Source organism: Marinobacter sp., from assembly GCF_052094685.1.
In the GTDB taxonomy this organism is placed as follows: Bacteria; Pseudomonadota; Gammaproteobacteria; order Pseudomonadales; family Oleiphilaceae; genus Marinobacter.
Genome location: NZ_JBQDKB010000071.1, coordinates 1 through 19,625 on the forward strand (window position 1 = coordinate 1; position 19,625 = coordinate 19,625).

Below are 19,625 nucleotides of genomic sequence, written 5' to 3' on the forward strand. Positions count from 1 at the left end.
GAGCGTCGATCCGGCCACTAGCGGTCGCGCTGTCAGGAGGCGTGATGAACCGGGCAAACCGCAACCGATCTATTTCCTTGTGGTGGTTGGCGCTGGCGGCTGGACTGGTTCCGCTGTTAACCATTCACGCAACGTTTGTCATTGCGGCTCTTGAGGGCCACATCTCCTGGTGCATACCCTACTGGGACAGTTGTACCAGCATCAGCCGAACCGGGTGCCATGGCTTGGGCTGGTGGCCGCCGTTGCCCTGGCCGCCTACACATTGGCCCTTGGCCACGAAGGTGAGGGCTTCAACCTCACCCGCCGCATTGGCGTGGTGTTGTACTTCTCATTGACTTACATTGCACTGCTTCTGATCAGCTCGGCCCTTCGGGATCATCCGCGCTGGCACCGAAGCGGAAACCGTCTGCTGTGGTTGAGCGAAGTGACCCTGGCGGTGGGCATTGTCTCGGTCATCCTTAGTGCCGTGGCCCCCGATTTATACAGCCGCATAGACAACGCCTTTGAATGGGTGCTGGCGCTGCTTCTGAACCTGCATGCTCTTTGGGTGGCGTTGCTCTGGCGGCAGAGCCCGTTCCGGGCAAGGCTTTGGGCGTGGTGAAGACAGCGTCGTCTGGCTCGGCGAAAACCACACATAACGCCGGCCATCACTGGTGACAAAAACCGCAGCGAAGCGGAGGGTTTGGCATCCGGTGCATGGCATGGATATGTGGTGATTGACACCCAAGCTATAAGGGTATGCATCTACCAGCCATCCAGTTTGATCCCATTTTCCCGGAGGTAATCACCTTCTTTCTCCATGTATTCATCTACCCATTGAGAATAGTCCGACTTCTCGTTGTTGAACGGTTGCGCCTTATAACGCCCCACCTCAATCGCATTTTCCGCCCCATTCATTATCCAGACAACCACCGTGCCCCCTGGTGCCAAGCCAAAGGTAAGGTCGTTACGAGGCATTTCAAAGGTTTTGCCATATCGCTCAAGTGGGGCGATCTCCTTCATTCTCTCTTCAATCTCACGAGCATTCTCCAGTTTGATTAACGCCCGGTAAGATTGCTGCTCAGCAAACGAGAACCACTTGATGAGCACCAGCCCCGGCATTGCCTGCCATTCCGCATTCCCTCCAGAGGGTTCTTTCCAGCAACAGGAGACGCTCCCGATGGGCGCCCGCCAACCGATTTCACCCGACACAGATTCGAGGATAAAAGTCTCGACCCATGCATCGTAGTGTTGCGGCACCACAACGGAGATACTTCGATAGGAGGGATCTGGGCCATACGTTGGTTCTTCTTGTTGACTGTGATCCGAACACCCCAGCAGCACCAGGACACAGAAGCTAATAGCGAGCGTCTTAATACTCATGGTATTCCCCCTCTGACCAAAGCCCCTTTGTATTCACCGTATAAGGAGCTCGTTGTGTCCCGCACCTCTCGGCTGACAAAATGCCGAGCTGTGGCCGCGCCACGGCTGAAGCCGAAAACGTCTAGTATTAGCTCGTCGATGGGATCACTGACGAGCCGGATGATTTCATTCGCCAGATCGTCGCAACCTTGATCGACTTTCTTTAGTATGCCTTGCTCTCCAAGGCCCAGACCCATACTGGGTCCGTCGTCTGGCTGTCCTGACTTGGTGCCCACACCTGCAATATAAATGGAAGTCCTGCGTGCTTGGCCCCATTCATCACTCTGGAATTGGCCCTTCTGATACATTCGCTCCAGCTTGGAAACATTGGTTTCCGCATTAAGGTAACTGCCTTCCATGATCTGAGACAGTTCGTTGCTGCACTCTTCTTCTGAGATGGCCCCAGCCGCATTGGCTGTGAGGCATTCATCTATTTGCCGCTGATACATCTGGGTATTGTCGCGGTTATTGCCAGTGCCGTCGAAAAAGATGCCAGCCTCTACCCGGACTTTGGGGCGGTTCTCTTCTTCGGGCGAGCCCTCCGGTGACTCGTCAGAAACGCCTTCGTCAATCAATGCGCCTTTCTGTGCCGCTTTGCGAACAAATTCCTGCGGATCTTTGTCCAGCAACTCTTTCGCGGCAGGGGTAAGCTGGCCTTTGTCATCCAATGCGCCAGCCATTGCAAAATCGACGATAGGTGCTGTGGTGGTGGCAACACCCAGTATGACTCGCTGATTACCGCTGACAATGGAACCACCGTGACTGGTTGGGCTACCAAGGTAGGCAACGGGCATACCATCGGCCAGCGCCAGCGGGTAGCCTTGGGTAATAACCGCACCACAGCCGGTGACATCGCCTACCCGGGCAATGGGCTTGCCTTCAACAAGGATGCTGGAGCCGTTTGGCATGATGGGGGAGGAGCCGTGCCCTTTGATCGGGCAAACGTGCATGTCGCCAACGCAGGCGGCAATCAGATTGCTCATGATGAGAGTTCCTTTCTGTAATGTGTAGCGTCCTGGCTACCCGTGATTGAGCATGGCTCAAAACCCGTAATTTTAGCATGATTGGCACCACATAACGGCAAGTTGTGCGACCGGGTTGGTGCTGTTTCCTATCGTTGCGCTCGCAATCTCGACGACTCGCTGAAACATGTATCTAAGTCTTTCACTTAGAGGTAATAGATTTACACTGACGGGGTCACTCTCCCTGTTGTGGAGGCCCGTGCTGTTTTGTCTTGGCGTGGCTGAGCAGCTCTGCCAGTTGGCTCTGCACTTCGCGTAGCTGGCGGTTGATCTCATCACGCTCATCATGCGCCTGCTGGGCCTGCCTGGCATTCTGCTCCTCGCTCATCACTTCCAGAATGGCACCAATCATCATGTTCAGAAACACGAAGGCCGTCAGGAAGATAAAGGTCAGGTAGTAGATCCAGCTAAGGGGGTATTGCTCCATGGTGGCGTACATTACGTCGGTCCAGTCCTCGAAGGTGGCTACCCGGAACAGGGTGAGCATGGAGATGGCGACATCACCCCAGAGCTCGTTGTCCACGCTGGCGAAGAACATGGAGCCCATGGCGGCGTAGATGTAGAAAATAATGAACATCAGCAGCGCAATGTAGCCCATGCGGGGAATGGCTTTGAGCAGGGAGTTGATCAAAAAGCGCAGTTCCGGCACCACGGAGACCAGGCGCAGCACCCGGAATACCCGCAGCAGGCGACCAAGCAGCACGGCTTCGGAATTGTCCAGGGGGATCAGGCTGCCGATGACTACCAGGGTGTCGAACAGGTTCCAGCCGTCCAGCAGGAAGCGGCGTTTTACCGGGCTGGCGGCGAAGCGAAACAGGATCTCGACCAGAAAGAACAGGGTGATGGCTGCATCCATCAGGCTCAGGGACTGTTCAACCAGGGGCGGCAAATCGTAGGTCTTGGCCCCGATGGTCAGTGCCGAGAGAACGATAATGCTGATCACCACGCCCTGAAAGAGGGTGCTGGATTCAATACGGCACAACTGGTTGAAGCCGGGAAAGGGGGACACTTCCGGGGACATGGTTTTTACTGCTCCAGGTGATATCGGAAGTATGGAGTCTAATGTGCCGCACGGCTCTGGAACAGGGTATTTACCAGTATTTAAAGAAACACCCATCCGCTTTTGTGTGGTGCGAATGGGTGCTTGTCATTCTATCCGGCTTGCAACTGCTTATTTGCGGCCCAAAGGGTAGAACAGCTGCGGCGTTGCCAATTCCGGCAGATCGGTCTTTTCGGTGTTCGCCGCCCACTCCACGCGCTCTGCGCTGCGAATGGCGTAGTGCATCCAGGCCAATGCAGCGGCGGCAATTACGAACATGAGCATGAAGCAACTCTGCCAAATGCCGGTAATGTCGTTCAGCGCGCCAAAGGTCAGGGGCAGAATGAACCCGCCCAGCCCGCCAATCATGCCGACTACACCGCCAACAGCACCTACGTGCATGGGGTAGTAGACAGGAATATGTTTGTACACAGCCGCTTTGCCGAGGGACATGAAAAAGCCAAGAGTAAAAATGAGCGCCACAAACACCGGCAGGCTCATGCCTATGCTGAAGCGAATGTCGCCGTTAATGCCGTGCACTACATAATCTGTAGGCGGGTAACTCAAAAGGAAGGTGCAGATAACTGAGGCGGTAAATGTCCAGTACATCACGCGCCGAGCGCCGTAGCGATCAGACATCCAGCCGCCCAGTATACGGAACAGGGAGGCTGGAATGGTATAAAGCGCTGCGATCATGCCTGCAGTCGTTATGCTAAGCCCGTAAACGCCAATCAGGTAGTGTGGCAGCCACAGCGCCAGGGCCACGAACGCCCCGAATACGAAGAAGTAGTAGAGAGCAAAACGCCAGACCCGCAAATCTTTCAGTGGCTCCATCTGCTCCATGAACGAACGGGGTTCTTCGGCTTTACGCCCGGCAGAAAGCGGGTCTTCCTTTGCCAGAAGAATAAACACAACGCCCATGACCGCTAATACAGAGGCATAAACCTGGGCTGTAGTCTCCCAGCCAAAAGCCACAAGCAAAAAAGGTGCGCCGAAGTTGGTTACGGCGGAGCCAACGTTGCCTGCGCCAAAGATACCCAAAGCTGTGCCCTGACGTGCTGGCTCAAACCAGGCAGCGGCGTAGGCGACGCCAACAATAAAGGAACCACCGGCAAGGCCAACTCCCAGAGCACCCACCAGTAACATGGGGTAGGTAGTGGCAAAGGTTAGCAGGTAAACACAGGCAGATGTGGTGAGCATGAGTATGCCGAATACCCAGCGCCCGCCGTAGCGATCGGTCCAGATGCCCAGAAACAGCCGGCTGATGGAGCCGGTCAGAATAGGCGTGGCCATTAGCAAGCCAAGTTGAGTGTCTGAAAGCCCCAGATCTTCCGCGATGCGGATGCCAATGATAGAAAAAATGGTCCACACAGCAAAACACAGAGTGAAGGCAAATGTGGATAAGCCCAGAGCCTGGTTCTGCTGTGACTTGGTTGGTGTGCTCATAATGTCCGCTCTCTTGGTCGGCATGGTTCGGTCATAGTGTTGTGATTAAGGATTTTTGATGTAGGCATCTTTGCGCAGGTAGAACCACCAGTTCACTACCAGGCACAGGGCGTAGAACACGGCGAAGCCATACATAGCCACTTCCGGAGTACCAGCCTGAATTTGCTGGCCCAGCAGCTTGGGCGCAATGAAAGCGCCATAGGCAGCGATGGCGCTGGTCCAGCCAAGCACTGGTCCTTTTTGCTGTTGGTTAAAAATGTAACCAATGCTGCGGAAAGTAGAGCCGTTGCCGATGCCGCTGGCTGCGAACATCACGATGAACAGAATCAGGAACAGGGCGAAGTAGCTGTTCGGATCAGTGGAGTTGTAGGCCAGCATCATCACGTAACCGGTGGCCACCGACGCCACCACCATGATCACAGAAATGATCTGGGTAACGATGGAGCCGCCCATTTTGTCAGAGATCCAGCCGCCTACGGGGCGTATGAGTGCGCCAACAAAGGCACCCATCCAGGCCCAGGTGAGGGCGCTGGGGGCATCCGGGTTCACCACGCGAGTAACAGTGCCGTCGGCCGCTACTTCCATCATGTTGCCGAAAATGATGCTGATAGACAGGGGCAGCGCTGCCGAAAAGCCAATGAACGAGCCAAAAGTCAGGATGTACAACACCGTCATGGACCAGGTGTGCTTGTTGCTGAAGATGGCGAACTGATTTTTGATGTTGGGTTTGATGTCACCGGGTATCAGGCGCAACAGAACCACGGTCAGGATGATTGTCAGTGGCAGGGCCAGCCACATGTTCATAACGCTAAGCGCCCAGACCCCCAGCACAGAGGTCAGGATACCCACGCCGTAAAGCCCGAGAATCTTACCGAATGCTGAAGCCGGGTTGCCCGGATTGGGGGTAACCACTTTCAGGTTGTTCATCCTGAACCAGCCGGCGAATGCCAAGGGAATCAGGAATAACAACCAGATAAAGCCGGCGTTCTGGATCCAGGTTTCAGTGCCCGCTTCGATACGACCGATCAGTGTGCCGCTTGGGCTTTGCAGTTGCATGGAATCGCCTGCAAGAAAGCCGAACACCCCTACGGTCATCACCAGGGGGATCAGGATTTGCATGGTCGTTACGCCGAAGTTACCCAGGCCAGCATTCATTCCCAGGCCATAGCCCTGTTTGCTCTTGGGATAGAAAGAGCTGATGTTACTCATGGAGCATGCGAAGTTGCCGCCACCGATACCGGACAGAAGTGCCAGAGCCTGGAACACGATAAATGGTGTATCCGGGTTCATCAGCGCAATGCCGGTGCCTGCCGCCGGGATCATCAATAATGCGGTAGTCAAAAATATGGTGTTACGGCCGCCGGCGATTTTGATCATGAACGAAGCGGGAATTCGTAAGGTTGCGCCAGACAAACCGGCGATTGCGGAGAGACTGAACAACTGCTCTATGGAGAATGAAAAACCCAGGTTTTGCATTTGGGTAGTGATCATTCCCCACATTAGCCATACGGCAAAACCTATTAGCAAGCTGGGGATGGATATCCAAAGGTTGCGGGAAGCAATGTGTTTACCTTCTTGCTCCCAGAACTCTTCATTCTCGACATCCCAGTGTTCGATATCGGCGTTGGTCTTGGCCATAACAATGCTCCCTAGGTTTGCGTGCCCCCCCCCATGCCGCATTGGGCGGGGTATCTGGGCTTCTCGTTACCATTGTGCAAAGTGTGGTCCCTGTGTATTCATGATATTTATCAAGGAAAAGGCTAAGCAGATAGGGAGCTATTATGAGCGCTTGTTTTAAGGGGGTCGGCGGGCAATTAAAGCTTTATTATTCAAAGAGATGCGTTTGGGCTATTACTAAAGGGGTAATCATTGTCGCGGTTGGCGCAGGAGAGGTAGCCATTCATTTCCTGCGGTTTTTCGCGTGTTTGGCAAGAATGCGGAGCCTAACGGTTAGCCACAGATAGGCCAGCGCCCAAAAGCTGGCGGAGAGCCACAAAAGTATCGGCGCGCTGAAAGGTGCGTCGCCTGCCATAAACCGGCTGATGGCAGCAGCAGAAAGCAACGCCGCAATGGGGAAAACCTCCACGGCAGCAGGCGACTTGCGGTGGCTTCGTTGCCAGGCCAGGCGAAGCATTACGCTAGTGGATAAAGTGCCCAGCGCGCCTATAGTGATCAGGTGCAACGCGGGGGCCACTGCAGTGCCCCTTAGCAGTGCCAGGCCGGTAGCCAGTGCGCCAACGGCCAGCCAGAGGTAGCCCGCGGCCAGTACCAGTAAATCCGGCCGTTCTGGGCATAGCCAGAGTTTCCAGCGCAGGGTACGCAGGGTGATAAGACCAGAGGCGGCCAATAGCAGGCTGCCTGTTATCCAGTCTGCTACCGGGAATGCCATCAGAAAAATGGCACCTCCTAACGCAATAATCAGCATGCCCTCAATGCGTGGCTGAACGCGCGCCTCTAACGCAATACCTTTCTTTTCCAGCGTGCCGGCAACTGCAGGAGCAATGAGTCTTCCGCCCATGAATGTCATCAGTAACAGCAGCCCTGTGATAGCCGCGTGCATCAGTTTATAGGGCCCTGGTAACCAAAATGCATAGGGTATATTTAGCGCGGTAGAAAACCAGAATGCCAGAGTAAGCAGGCACAGCAGTAAAATTAATGGCGCAATCATGCGGTTTCGCCATTTTTTGGCCGCGTTGAAGCGAGGCACTACATGCCAGGCAAGCAGCAGAGCAAAGGCCGGCCCCAGAAGCTGTGCCAAAAGGCTGTGTGGCAGGAATATCCAGCTTAAACGTGCTGCCAGCCAAAGGCCAAAAAGTGGATAGAGGAGGGTTTTCGGTTGAGGGCCGAGCGTGTAACCGGCCACTAAGGCCAGTGCAAAACCGAAAATCAGTTCATGGCCGTGTCCGGCGCCCAGCAAGCCCGCCGGCCAGCCTGTGCCGGACCATACAGCCCAAACGGATAGTGGAACCGCAATGGCTGCAAGCAGGCTTGCAGCAGGAAAAAACAGCCAGAAAGCTTGGGGCTTGGGTGCGCGCTTGGTGTTTAACTTGCTCAAGATCATCCTTGTTGATTGACGGTTTGGCGTAAGACGCCTAAAAATAATAGATAATAGCCGCCACAATATTGCAAAAGCTGTCATGTGTGGCAAATGCGCCAGCCTGAGAGCAAGGAGAACTACCATGAACGTCGCCAGCTTGCTTAAACTTCCATTTTCCAGCAATGGAGGCTGGGGTGAACTTCAGCGCAGGGATTTGTCTATACCCGTGCTTGCATGGTGTATTGTGGTGCCCATGTCGCTTTTGCCACCTGTGTTGCTTTACTACGCGGGAACCCATTACGGCGATGAGTTTATTGCCGGGTTTGGCACTAAGGAATGGCGCTTTATCACCACGATCCTTTTTCTGGCAGAGTTGCTGACGTTCTTTGTGATGGGCTGGCTGATTCATGCTGTGGTAGAAAGCCACAAGCTGGAGATCAGCTACAAAAATGCCTACCTGCTTGCAGCCATTGCGCCCCTTCCGCTTTGGTTATCGTCGCTGGCCTTGCTCATACCTGCGGTGGCCGTCAGCGTAATAGCGGTGATGGCCGCGATGGTGTTTTCCTGCACTCTTGTGTATCAGGGCCTGAGATCCCTGTGCCATCGCAGTCCTGACGATGTGCTTACCATGTCTGCCACCTACACGGTGATGGCGGCTGCCTTCCTGGCCTGGGGTATTCTTATGGCGATGGTCTGGGCATTTTGATCCTTTGTTCCAAACATTTGGGATCAGATAATTTGCGGAGCAGTGAACAGTCCTGCATGGTCAATGAACCAGTCTTCGCCGCTAGTTTGCATTGCCGTTTTTAAAGTGTCGGGTATGGAAATTTTTTCGAGGGTTTCTGCATTTACCGCCACTCCAATCAGCTCACCGTTAGCGCGAACGAGGTGTTCCCCAAGTGGGTTACCCTGACCGACAGCTCTAGTGTATCCCTGTAGCGCGCTGGCGCTTTCCACTCTATGGTCAGTTTAACGACCTGGTAGTCGAGCAGACGTTGTGGAAGGCTGTTCTGCGGTTACTGTATCGAAAAACTCAGTGGCAGCAATATCAATATAGTCGCCGTAGCGGGCGTTAAACACCACCTGCTGAGCATCGCATTCTGCGTACCGGACCTGCATGAAATACCTGAACGGCTTCCTCGACGATGTTTGCTGCAATTGCGTCACTATTCCCTTTTCCTGTTAGCAGAATCGATGTTTCTATCGCGTGCCCGTGATGCACCTAATCAGGCAGTCGTCTAATTCCTGAAACGTTGCGGAGTATGCCAGTTTCGCATCGATGGTATAGCAGAGCTTAAATATACCGAGCTTTTTTATCAGAGTCGTTGCAACTACTACCTCCGGGACCCTAGCTTAGCGAAACCATATGACGGCTACTCCAGAGACGGAAGGTAAAGAATAAAATCCGGAAACGCCATAAGGAAGAACAGAACCAGAAAATCCATAATCAGGAACCAGAATATGCCTCTGAAGATAGCGGAGGTAGAAGCCAGGTTTCCGACAACGCTCTTAATCACAAATACGTTCATGCCAATTGGCGGGGTTATCATGCCAATCTCTAACAGTTTGGTAAGCACTACGCCAAACCACAGAAGATTGAGGCCAGCGTTGTCCACAATTGGTAAGATGATGGGTAATGTCAACAGCATGGCACCGATGGGCTCAAGAAACATGCCCAAAAATACATAAATCAGAACGATTGCCAGAAGCAGCATAAAATGGCCGGAATTCAGGTTTATTATCAGTTCGGACAAATAATCTCCTGCGCCGGATAGCGCCAGAAAACGGGTAAGCAGGCTTGCGCCGACTGCAATGATAATGAGCGCACCTGTCGTCATCAGGGTCTCGAGAATAGCGTTGCGAAAACGCGTCCAGTTCAGGCTGCGTTTAAGCGCTGCTACCACCAGGGAAAGAAAAGCACCAACCGCGCCCGCTTCAGTGGCTGTGAATATGCCGCCAAAGAGACCACTGAATATACCAATCATTATCAACAACACCGGCCAGGTGTCCTTCAGGGCTCGAATCTTCTCTACGGTGGGAATGATTTCTTTAGTGTCTGGTGCGAGCGAGGGGGTCAGCTTCACACGCACCAGGATCACCACGATGTAGCCAATGGTGGTAATGATGCCTGCGCTGATACCGCCGAGAAAGAGTCCGGTAATGGATTGCTGGGCGATGATGCCGTACAGAATCATGATAATTGAGGGCGGGATCAAAGCACCAATGGTACCTGCGACCGCAACTGTGCCTGTGGCCAGTTCTGGATGATAACGGTGACGAATCATTTCTGGGACGGCGATCCTGCCCATAGCCGCAGAGCAGGCAACAGACGACCCGGAAACGGCAGCAAAACCGGCAGAGCCAAAGATCCCGGCTATCGCCAACCCGCCGGGCACACCCGATAACCACATTCTTGCCGCGCGAAACAGCCCTTGTGTGAGTTGAGTGTGGTAGCAAACAAAACCCAGCAGCAGAAACATTGGCACTGAGCTCAGAACCCAGTTTGAGGCGAACTGATAAGGAACTATGCCGAGGGAGCCCCAGGCGATATTCCAGCCCATCATGTACCAGAGCCCACTAAAGGAAACTCCGATCAAAGCAACCCCAATCGGAACCCTTAAAGCAAGTAAAGCAACGAGTATGGCGAGTCCGGATAATCCAATTTGTACGTCTGACATTGTTACTTTTCCATCCCGTCGTCTTCCAGGTCATCAGCTTGCGCTGTAGAAGTGTCTAGCCCTGATTCAGTTCCCAGACAGGAACTGATTAGTTTATAAAGAACGACCAGTGCCATCAGGCCGCACCCAAGGGGAAGAACGTAATAGGTGATCCAGATAGGAATGGCGTCGTTGCCTTGTGTAACCGATGCTCCAAAGCTTCGTTTTTTTTCGGCTTCCTCCCACGTACGAACTGTCAGGAGTGAGAAAACGAGAGTGGACAGCAGAAATGACAAGCGCTCCAGGTTACGTTGCATCCACATGGGGAGTCGTGCGGTAACCACTTCTACTGAAATGTGCGCGTTTTTCTGTTCAGCAAATGCTAATGGAATGAACACAGCAATAATCATGTAGTAATAGGATACAATCGAGATGGTGCCTGGAAGGGGCGAGTTCAGAAGATAGCGACTGGCTATATCCAGGGTGATGTGCAGCATCATCAAAGCGATGGCTAGCCCACCTATTATGGTCATCAGGTTGGTAATTATGGACAAGAAACGTCCTGTGCCGTGCATGCCTGCCTCCGTTGCGCCTCTTAATGAGTTGGTATTGTTTTTATTGAGCCTGTTAGCGTTTGTATTCATTGTGGCATAGCCTTGCTGGTATCGCGCTTATTGAAGAATAAGCACGGTGAGGCTGGCCATCATCGTCGTAACCGACGAATTCGATAACAAACAGTGTGTGACAGGAATTATTGCTGGGGGCTGAGCATTTTATGGTAGTGTTTTGTGTTGCTATTCAAACAATAAGAGCAGTTTAGTAATCGTCAAGATGTATAGTGTGCGTATAAGTCAGCATTCGATTAACTCCGGAGCCTTAAAGCGCTATGCCTGTATTCCACACGCTCACGCGTGTTCCCATGGGAAGCAAGCTCAACCCACCTGCATCCAGAGCCACTCAGGTTCAACGTGCTGAACTGTGCCGGAAAATACTTTCTTCAACTGCTGCCAAGCTGATTGTTGTTCGTGCATCTGCCGGGTTTGGAAAAACCACAGCAATGACCCAAAGCATGTCTCAGATGAGCAGTGCGGGCGTTGCGACGGCGTGGTTGACTATCGATGATGCTGACAATGACGTTTCACGATTTATGTTTTGTCTTGATTCGGCAGTCTCACGGCTCGCGGATGTAGATGTTTCTACAGGAAGTACCGGGGGTGGCGTTGGTCAGACGGCAAGCGAAGCCGCTTTCGGCATCGTGGCGCGGTTATCAGAGAATCCGTCTGCGTTTGCGCTGTTCATTGATGACTTTGAAAAACTCCACGAACCCTCTGTCCTAAGCCTTATCCGGGAAGTAGTTGAGCATCTTCCCGCTCATGGGCAAATTATTGTGGGTTCGAGACGTATGCCGGAGTTGGGGCTTGGACGTCTGAGAGCTCGGGGCCAGTTACTTGAAATAAGCATTTCCGATCTGCGTTTTTCGGTAGAGGAAACGGCTGAGTTCCTCAACGGTGGGCGCAAACTGGAACTGTCTAAAGACGATCTTACTCGCATTCATGACCGCTCAGAAGGCTGGGCAACCGCACTATGGCTGATATCTTTGGCGCTCGACGGTAACAAATCTCCGCAGTTCTTTATACAGCATTTTTCGGGTGAAAACGAGGCAGTTGCCGACTATCTTGCTCACGATGTGTTGGCGCAACAGCCTCAAGAGGTCAAGGATTTCTTACTCCGTACAAGTATTCTTCGTTATCTGACACCCTCGATATGTTGCGCTCTGGTGCCGGGTTGCAACAGCATGGTTATGCTAAGTTATCTTGCTACCAGTGGCGCTTTTTTGACGCCATTGGAGCACCAGACAAATACCTACCGTTACCACAGCCTCTTTGCCGGATTTTTACGTGCCCAGCTGTATGCTCAATATCCTCAGGAAGTCGCCCGGCTTCACCTGGCAGCCTCGAACTGGTATGAAAACTCCGACCGCTTTGTTCCAGCTATTGATCATGCTATCGAGGGGCATGCCTATGCGCATGCAACCAAACTGCTGGAAGCCCATGCAGAACGGTTGCTGTCACAGGGAAGAATGAAGCTCCTCGCACGCTGGTTTGATGCATTGCCAGCGGAACAGCTGAAAAGGTATGAACTCCTTGAAATGATTTACATTTGGGCTGTCGGGTTTACCCGAGGGCCCGATGAAGCGTTAGAGATGCTTTCGGCTACTGTTCTGGAAGTCTTTGATAACCCCGTAGTCAAGTCACATATTCAAGCGTTCAAGCCCCTGATGCTCGGCATGATGGATCGTTTTGAGGAGGCCAGTGAACTGGTACACGCGGAGGACGACACACTCATCGGTTATGCTCCGTTTGCGGATATTGTTTCGATTAACTCGCGAGCGAATATTTTTTCAGTTATGGGCAACTACGATCAGGCTTGCCAGCTCATTGATGGTGCAAGGGATGCGCAGTCCGGTCACTCAAGTTTGTTCAACTCCATGTATTCAGAGGCCCTGGAGGGGTTGATTGATCTTCAGGAGGGGCGCCAAAAACAAGCTGCTGCGCGTTTTCGTCTCGCAGTCGGTGCACGTGGCCCGACATGTGATTTCAGCCATACTAATGGAAATGCCTGGGCAGGTGTTTTACATGCAAATACGGTATACGAAGCGAATGATTTGGAGATGGCCACTCGTTTGTTACACGTTTATGGTCCATTAGTGCGTGAAGCGGGGTTGCCGGACCATATGCTGATCAGCGATATCATGTTGTCGAGGCTGGCATTTAGCGAGGGGGATGTTGACCGTGCGTTTCAGGCACTGACCGAGCTGGAACATCTGGGGCGCGTCAGGAAACTGTCAAGGGTGGTCGCTACGGCACGTCTTGAGCGCTCGCGACTGTTCTTGGTGCAGGGGCGTGGCACAGCTGCAAGGCAGGAGCTCGACAGGGCCGGCACTGAGGAGCTCTGGCAGCGTGTGCGCAGACATCGAATGCCTGCAAATGATCTGCAGTATATGGAGATGGCCCGCTTGCGCTGGGAGGTTCTTGCGGGTGAACCACAAGCCGCACTTTCGCCACTTGAACTTGAAATAGCAGACGCACAAAACAGCTCACTTTACCGTCGCGTACTGAAACTGAAATTGTTTAAAGCGATCGCACTACACCGCAGTAACCGATCCGGTGAGGCGCTGGCAGTGATGGCGGATATCATGCCTGTCTGCTGCGCCGAGGGCTATGTACGTTTGTTTGTAGATGAAGGAACGGCAGCTGGCTCGGTGATTCAGTTTTATTATCAGGCATTACTTGAAACCAGGCGCCAGAATGATCCGCTCTTCATGGATTATCTGCAGCGCGTGATTGACGCGTTTGGTTCTGTGCTGTTGCCAATAGTTGTAGCGCCAGAAGCTGATGAGCCACTGCTGAATTCACTGACAAGAAAAGAAACCCGGGTTCTGCAGTTGCTATCGGAAGGTTATTCAAATAATACCATGGCGGAGAAGCTCTTTGTATCAGACAGTACAGTGCGTACTCACCTGCGAAATATCAATTCCAAACTGAACGCCTCAAGTCGCACTCAAGCAGTAGCCATTGCTCGCCGCCACGGGTTAATCTGAGCTGATGTGAGTCGCGGAACACGGGCGAAACGCGGCTCATTTGATCTGCAGCGTCTAGGTGAGAGCAGTCTTTTGCCGTTTTGCGAACTCCGTAAAATAGATAAGGCTATCCGGATTGGCCATGGCATCCGGGTTAGCAACACTTTCCTGCGGGGCTCCCTGTAAGAGTTTTTTTACCGGCAGCTCCATTTTTTTCCCGGTTAGCGTACGAGGAATTTCAGAGACCTGGATGATATCGTTAGGGATATGTCTGGCAGAGAGTTGAGTGCGTATGGCGTTGCGGATACGTTGAACAAGCTCGTCTGTCAGCTCTGAATTTTCACGGAGTACAATGAATAGCGGCATGTAGGGTTTGCTTCCCAGGTATTCGAGGTCTACAACCAGGCTGTCCACAACTTCGGGCGCCTCTTCCACTACGCGGTAAATTTCGCTGGTCCCCATGCGAATGCCCTGACGGTTGATCGTTGTGTCAGAGCGGCCATAAATGATGGCGCCACCGCGCGGAGTTATTCGAATCCAGTCGCCATGCCTCCATAACCCCGGAAATACGTCAAAATAACTTTCGTGATAGCGTTTTCCGTCAACATCACCCCAGAAGTACAACGGCATGGATGGCATTGGTTTGGTAACAACCAATTCGCCGACGTCGTCTTCTACTACCTCACCATTATCATCCAGAGCGTACACCGCTGTGCCCATGGTGCGGCACTGCATCTCGCCTTCGTAAAGCGGCATGATTGGGCAGGATCCCACATAGAATGCCGCCACGTCGGTGCCTCCGCTGATGGGGGCAATCAGTACGTCTTCGAATTGCGCATTAATCCATGCGTATCCCTGTTCGGGTAATGGCGACCCGGTTGAGCCCACCGAGCGAATCCGCCTGAGGTCGGCGATACGATCAAGCTCAATGCCGGCTTTCAGGCAACTCATATAATAAGCGGCACCCGCGCCAAAGAAAGTGGCTTTTGCCTCCTCAGCAAAGCGCCAGAGTGTGCCCAGGTCCGGGTATCCGGGATTACCGTCGAAAAGGCAGATTGTCGCACCGAGCAGCAGACCGCTGATCTGGCAGTTCCACATAATCCAGCCTGTGGTAGAGAACCAAAAATAGCGATCGTCGGTGCCCAGGTCCAAGTGTAAGCCGTGCCCGAGCATGGCTTCGAGTAAGGCACCCCCGTGACCATGGACAATGGGCTTTGGCATCCCCGTTGTCCCCGAGGAGTAAACGATCCAGAGAGGATGGTCAAACGGGAGGTGTTCAAATTCTGATGCAACATCGTGTCCTAACAGATCATCCCAAAGGGTGGCGTTTTCAAGTCGGGCATCTTCTTTGAGATAGGGTAAAAGAATCACATTTTCCAACGTTGGCAGTTCTACTTTGAGGTTCTTCAGAACCTCAAGCCGGTCGAACTCCTTTCCGCCGTACTTATAGCCGTCTACGGCCAGCATGACTTTTGGGTCAATCTGTCGAAAACGATCTGCTACGCTGCGCACGCCCATATCGGGTGAGCAGCTGGACCAGATTGCGCCGATACTTGCGCAGGCATAAAACGCGATGACGGCTTCCGGAATGTTTGGAAGGTAGGCAACAACCCGGTCGCCCGGTTCAACCCCCATTTTTCTAAGAGTATAGGCTACAGAGGCAATTTGGCTGCGCATTTCAGCCCAGGAAATACTTTCTGTTGGGCGTAGTTCTGACCGAGAGACAATGGCTGCGCGGTCAGGGTTTTCTTGATGAAACCGGAACGCCTGCTCCGAAAAGTTCAGTCGCGCGCCCTCAAACCAGGTTGCGCCAGGCATTTTCTGACTGCTCAGAACGCTATGATAAGGAGTGCGCGACTGAATATCATAGAATTCCCAGAAAGCTGCCCAAAAGTCTTCCAGGGACTCCACCGACCACTCCCAGAGGGAATTGTAATCACTAAAGTGCAATGATTTATGCTCGCGCAGCCAATCCATAAAACGTTTGAGTTGACTCTGATTAATGCGGGCCTGGCTTGGCTGCCAAAGCGGTTTGGGAGTGACAGTTGTCATGGTAATACCTCTTGCGTATTGTTGTTGATGGGGAGGGTAGGTGCAGCCCGCTCCTCGCAACTCCTAATCATAATGGTGTGGTGGCAAGGCAACGGACATCGTCTGAAACGACGAAATGTATGTTTGCCAGTGTTCGGTTGAGAGGTGACGTCAGAATGTCCAGATAAAGATTCGTCGCTTCCGACGATGTCGAAAGGCGCGGTTTGCTCCCAACATGATATAACTGGCGAAGATTCCAAATTTCCTGGCCAGGCGTTTTTTGCAATCGACGATAAAATAGCTGAACCCACAGGAGAATAATAATGAACTGTTCCAAATTTATTAGGCGAGGCCTGTTACCTGCATTTTTGGCGGGCACTCTGGTCACCGGCTTGGCCGAAGCCCGGACGGTGAGTTACGCAACTGGCTATGCGCCTGGTTCCATAGGAGCCAAGGCCGCAGAGGCTTTTGCTACCGATCTCGAGGAGCATTCGAAAGGCGATCTGAATGCCAAAGTGTACGCGCAGTCACTACTGAGCTTCAGTGAGATACCACCGGGAATCCGGGACGGTATGGCAGATAGTGGTATGGTTTTAACACCCTATTTCCCTTCGGACTTTCCGAGCACAAACCTTGCCACAGAGCTTACTATGCTCATTGAAATGGCTGATGCCCCTACGGAAAAAGTGGGTCTGGCCTTTGCCGGAGCCATGGCGGAGTACGTATTCTTTAACTGCCCAAGCTGTGTACAGGAATACCAGCAGCAGAACCAGTTGTTCACTGGGGGCGGTGGAACGTCCTCCTATTTTCTGATTTGTAACCAGCCGGTGAAAACCCTGGAAGACATCAAGGGTAAGCGCTTGCGTATTGGTGGCGCCCAGTGGGCGCGTTGGGCTAAAGAGCTTGGGGCAACGCCGGTTTCAGTGCCGCAGCACGAAACTTACGAAGCTCTGAGCCAGGGTGTGGTTGATTGCACCGTACATTCCGCCCCTGAACTGACGATCGTTAAGTTGATGGAAGTTACTTCTGACATGACGCCCAATATGCCCGGTGGAGTCTTTTCGGGTGTTGCCAGCAGTGTCAATGCTGACGTCTGGCAAAGTCTGACAGCTGATCAACGCCGGTCCATGCTACACGCGTCAGCGGCGCATGCCAGTGCATTGAGTTGGGGCTATGCGAAAATAGCGGCCACAAATATGCAAAAGGCTGAGGAAAAGGGAATAAAAATTCATCAACCCGGCGCTGATCTGGTCAAGGTAACTCGTGAGTTCATAGAAAAGGATCTTGAAACAATTGCTGCCAAGTATGCTGAAGACCACGGTATAGAATCCTCTGCAGAATTAGTCGATTCTTTTCGCTCTCTGCTGGGCAAGTGGGTAGAGCTTGTGCAAGATGTTGAGTCCAGAGACGAACTGACTCAATTATACTGGGACGAGGTATACTCTAAAGTTCAAGTGGATAGCTACGGACAGTAATTATGACCTGGTTCCAGCGTTATTCTGGCGCAGTTTTGTTGAATGCCAGAATTACTTTTAAATAGGAGCACAGAGCGGCGCAGATCTTTCCAGGATATTTATCTGCGCCGCTTCGTTTCTCAGCCCTTCATTGCGCCGGTTTTCAGCCTTGAAAAAGTGGCCGGCACCACGCCAAGCCAAGAGGCAAGCTGGTTGTCTGGTACACGCTTGACCAATTCCGGATACTCTTCAAGCAGTAGTTGATAGCGCTCTCTTGCCGACATGGTGTGCTTGCGGAACTCCCGCATGCTGGCCAATTCCGCCAGCTCCTCGGTCAGAGCCATTGCGAACCTGGGCCAGAGACCCTCACCGTGGGACTGAATGGCGGCGCGGAATTCGGCAAAATCGGCAACCCACACGGTGGCGGGTGTAACACTGGTGAGGCACAGGGTGTTGCGCACAGTGCGGCTACGGCCAAACACCGGCCAGACCATGTCCCCTTCGGTAAAGAAGTGATGCACTGCAACCTTGCCGCTGGGCGACTCCCGAAACAATCGCACTATGCCATATTGAATCAGATACACGTTGGCCCAGGGGGTGTCGTGTTTCTCCATCTGGGCTTCGACGTCGACGCGGCGCTGATGAAACAGTTTCGTCAAATCGTTCAGAAACCGGGTGTCTGGAGTATCCTGCCTGTCGTTTAGTCTTATACCGAATACACGACTTAAGCCATTGAGCAGTGCCACGGATTGCGGCGCTGATTCTTGTAGAATGATGTCCGGGTTGTTTTCGCCCAGCATGCAAGGGGAGGACGACACGTCGGGTCTATAGTTGCGAGTCATGGCACCGTTGATGATAGATTTAGATGATGTACAGGTAATGGTAACAGAAAATCGAACCAAAAATGATCTAAATCATTAACAGGCTTGTTCAATAGAGGCAGTTGTCTACCAAGTCAGGGGTACAACTAAAGGGTCGTTGTGAAGGTGCTTCGTTTAAACCAATATATGAAATATTAATTATGTATGTCGGAGATGGCGAGTGTTCGTTCGCTGCTTTTACACAGGCTCGGTTATGAATGTAAGTCAAATTATCAAGCATCAAGCACCAAGGGTTTCTGAAAATGACGTTTTACCAGCCGGTTGGTAATGAAGTAGAGATGTTCCAGGCTGCCGCTGATAACGGCCTGCCTGTTTTGATCAAGGGCCCCACAGGCTGTGGTAAAACACGGTTTGTGCGTTATATGGCTGAGAAGCTGAATCGACCCATCTATACCGTCGCCTGCCACGACGATTTGACGGCCGCCGATCTTGTTGGACGACACCTTATCGGCCCAGAAGGTACCTATTGGCAGGATGGTCCACTCACCCGCGCCGTGCGCGAAGGTGGCATTTGCTACCTCGATGAGGTGGTAGAGGCCCGGAAAGACACCACTGTAGTGCTGCACCCACTTGCGGACGATCGCCGGGAATTACCGATAGAGCGCACCGGTGAGCTACTTACTGCAGCGCCGGGCTTTATGCTGGTGGTTTCCTATAACCCCGGGTATCAAAGCCTGCTCAAAGGCATGAAACCAAGTACCCGCCAAAGGTTCGTATCACTGCGATTTGATTACCCCTCGGAAGAAGCGGAACAAACCATTGTGGTGGAAGAATCAGGCTGCGACCGTGATCTTGCAAAGCAGCTTGTGAATCTGGCAACTGCGTTGCGAAATCTTAAAGATCATGATTTGGAAGAAGCAGCCTCAACGCGGCTACTGATACACACGGCTCTTTTGATACGCGCCGGTTTACCGGCAGCCGTAGCCTGTCGCGCAGGCATGATCGAGCCATTGTCAGACGACGAAGCAACAGTTATTTCATTGATGGAGGTGGTATATGCAGTATTCGGGCGCCCGAACGAAACCCGCTAGCAGCCTGTCGGACTTGCACCTGACAGACAGCGTTTAAAGTGATCTT

Annotated in this window: 17 protein-coding genes; 5 read left to right on the forward strand and 12 right to left on the reverse strand. The window is 52.7% G+C overall.

The features are described 5' to 3' along the window. The first annotated feature begins 169 nt into the window (after window positions 1–169). Window positions 170–601, forward strand: coding sequence for a hypothetical protein (locus tag ACTH3S_RS13475; protein ID WP_441809525.1), 432 nt, complete (start codon window positions 170–172; stop codon window positions 599–601). Between the two features lie 143 nt (window positions 602–744). Here the strand turns inward: ACTH3S_RS13475 and ACTH3S_RS13480 are convergent, their stop codons facing one another. From ACTH3S_RS13480 to ACTH3S_RS13505, 6 genes are all read right to left on the reverse strand, one after another. Then, entirely contained in the window at window positions 745–1,362 is a 618-nt protein-coding gene (locus ACTH3S_RS13480) for a DUF2931 family protein (RefSeq protein ID WP_441809526.1), read from the reverse strand. Next, the gene (locus tag ACTH3S_RS13485; protein ID WP_441809527.1) at window positions 1,359–2,384 is read right to left on the reverse strand and encodes a PAAR domain-containing protein; all 1,026 of its coding nucleotides are present in this window, start codon (window positions 2,382–2,384) and stop codon (window positions 1,359–1,361) included. Before ACTH3S_RS13485 ends, ACTH3S_RS13480 begins: the two co-directional genes overlap by 4 nt. A gap of 214 nt (window positions 2,385–2,598) precedes the next feature. After that, the gene (locus ACTH3S_RS13490; protein ID WP_441809528.1) at window positions 2,599–3,444 is read right to left on the reverse strand and encodes an ion transporter; all 846 of its coding nucleotides are present in this window, start codon (window positions 3,442–3,444) and stop codon (window positions 2,599–2,601) included. Window positions 3,445–3,594: 150 nt separating this feature from the next. Next, entirely contained in the window at window positions 3,595–4,908 is a 1,314-nt protein-coding gene (locus ACTH3S_RS13495; protein WP_441809529.1) for an MFS transporter, read from the reverse strand. Window positions 4,909–4,953: 45 nt separating this feature from the next. Further along, window positions 4,954–6,546 (reverse strand): antiporter, encoded by a 1,593-nt coding sequence (locus ACTH3S_RS13500; RefSeq protein WP_441809530.1) that lies wholly within the window; start codon window positions 6,544–6,546, stop codon window positions 4,954–4,956. Between the two features lie 262 nt (window positions 6,547–6,808). Then, window positions 6,809–7,963, reverse strand: a complete 1,155-nt coding sequence (locus ACTH3S_RS13505; RefSeq protein ID WP_441809531.1) for an NnrS family protein — start codon at window positions 7,961–7,963, stop codon at window positions 6,809–6,811. Window positions 7,964–8,087: 124 nt separating this feature from the next. Between ACTH3S_RS13505 and ACTH3S_RS13510 the strand changes: the two genes are divergently transcribed. Beyond that, window positions 8,088–8,651: a Yip1 family protein gene (locus ACTH3S_RS13510; protein WP_441809532.1), complete on the forward strand. Its 564-nt coding sequence runs from the start codon at window positions 8,088–8,090 to the stop codon at window positions 8,649–8,651. A gap of 157 nt (window positions 8,652–8,808) precedes the next feature. Here the strand turns inward: ACTH3S_RS13510 and ACTH3S_RS13515 are convergent, their stop codons facing one another. The 4 genes from ACTH3S_RS13515 to ACTH3S_RS13530 all read right to left on the reverse strand — a co-directional run bounded on the left by ACTH3S_RS13515 (window position 8,809) and on the right by ACTH3S_RS13530 (window position 11,246). Further along, window positions 8,809–8,937, reverse strand: a complete 129-nt coding sequence (locus tag ACTH3S_RS13515; protein WP_441809541.1) for a hotdog domain-containing protein — start codon at window positions 8,935–8,937, stop codon at window positions 8,809–8,811. Further along, window positions 8,915–9,112, reverse strand: a complete 198-nt coding sequence (locus tag ACTH3S_RS13520) for an acyl-CoA thioesterase (protein ID WP_441809533.1) — start codon at window positions 9,110–9,112, stop codon at window positions 8,915–8,917. Before ACTH3S_RS13520 ends, ACTH3S_RS13515 begins: the two co-directional genes overlap by 23 nt. A 206-nt stretch (window positions 9,113–9,318) precedes the next feature. Beyond that, window positions 9,319–10,623 carry a TRAP transporter large permease gene (locus ACTH3S_RS13525; RefSeq protein ID WP_441809534.1) on the reverse strand — a complete coding sequence of 435 codons (1,305 nt, stop codon included), beginning with the start codon at window positions 10,621–10,623 and terminating at the stop codon, window positions 9,319–9,321. A 2-nt stretch (window positions 10,624–10,625) separates the two neighbouring features. Continuing rightward, complete coding sequence (locus ACTH3S_RS13530; protein WP_441809535.1) at window positions 10,626–11,246, reverse strand: TRAP transporter small permease; 621 nt, start codon at window positions 11,244–11,246, stop codon at window positions 10,626–10,628. Window positions 11,247–11,488: 242 nt separating this feature from the next. On the opposite strand from ACTH3S_RS13530, the gene ACTH3S_RS13535 reads away from it, so the two are divergent. Then, window positions 11,489–14,203, forward strand: a complete 2,715-nt coding sequence (locus ACTH3S_RS13535) for a LuxR C-terminal-related transcriptional regulator (RefSeq protein ID WP_441809536.1) — start codon at window positions 11,489–11,491, stop codon at window positions 14,201–14,203. 54 nt (window positions 14,204–14,257) lie between these two features. On the opposite strand, the gene ACTH3S_RS13540 is transcribed toward ACTH3S_RS13535, so the two are convergent. After that, complete coding sequence (locus ACTH3S_RS13540) at window positions 14,258–16,234, reverse strand: acetoacetate--CoA ligase (protein WP_441809537.1); 1,977 nt, start codon at window positions 16,232–16,234, stop codon at window positions 14,258–14,260. Window positions 16,235–16,536: 302 nt separating this feature from the next. Here ACTH3S_RS13540 and ACTH3S_RS13545 point away from each other — a divergent pair, with 302 nt between their 5' ends. Then, complete coding sequence (locus ACTH3S_RS13545; protein WP_441809538.1) at window positions 16,537–17,688, forward strand: C4-dicarboxylate TRAP transporter substrate-binding protein; 1,152 nt, start codon at window positions 16,537–16,539, stop codon at window positions 17,686–17,688. A 119-nt stretch (window positions 17,689–17,807) separates the two neighbouring features. Here ACTH3S_RS13545 and ACTH3S_RS13550 read toward each other — a convergent pair whose 3' ends face one another. Further along, window positions 17,808–18,509: a Crp/Fnr family transcriptional regulator gene (locus ACTH3S_RS13550; protein WP_441809539.1), complete on the reverse strand. Its 702-nt coding sequence runs from the start codon at window positions 18,507–18,509 to the stop codon at window positions 17,808–17,810. Window positions 18,510–18,790: 281 nt separating this feature from the next. Between ACTH3S_RS13550 and ACTH3S_RS13555 the strand changes: the two genes are divergently transcribed. After that, entirely contained in the window at window positions 18,791–19,579 is a 789-nt protein-coding gene (locus tag ACTH3S_RS13555; RefSeq protein WP_441809540.1) for a CbbQ/NirQ/NorQ/GpvN family protein, read from the forward strand. Window positions 19,580–19,625 lie beyond the last annotated feature (46 nt).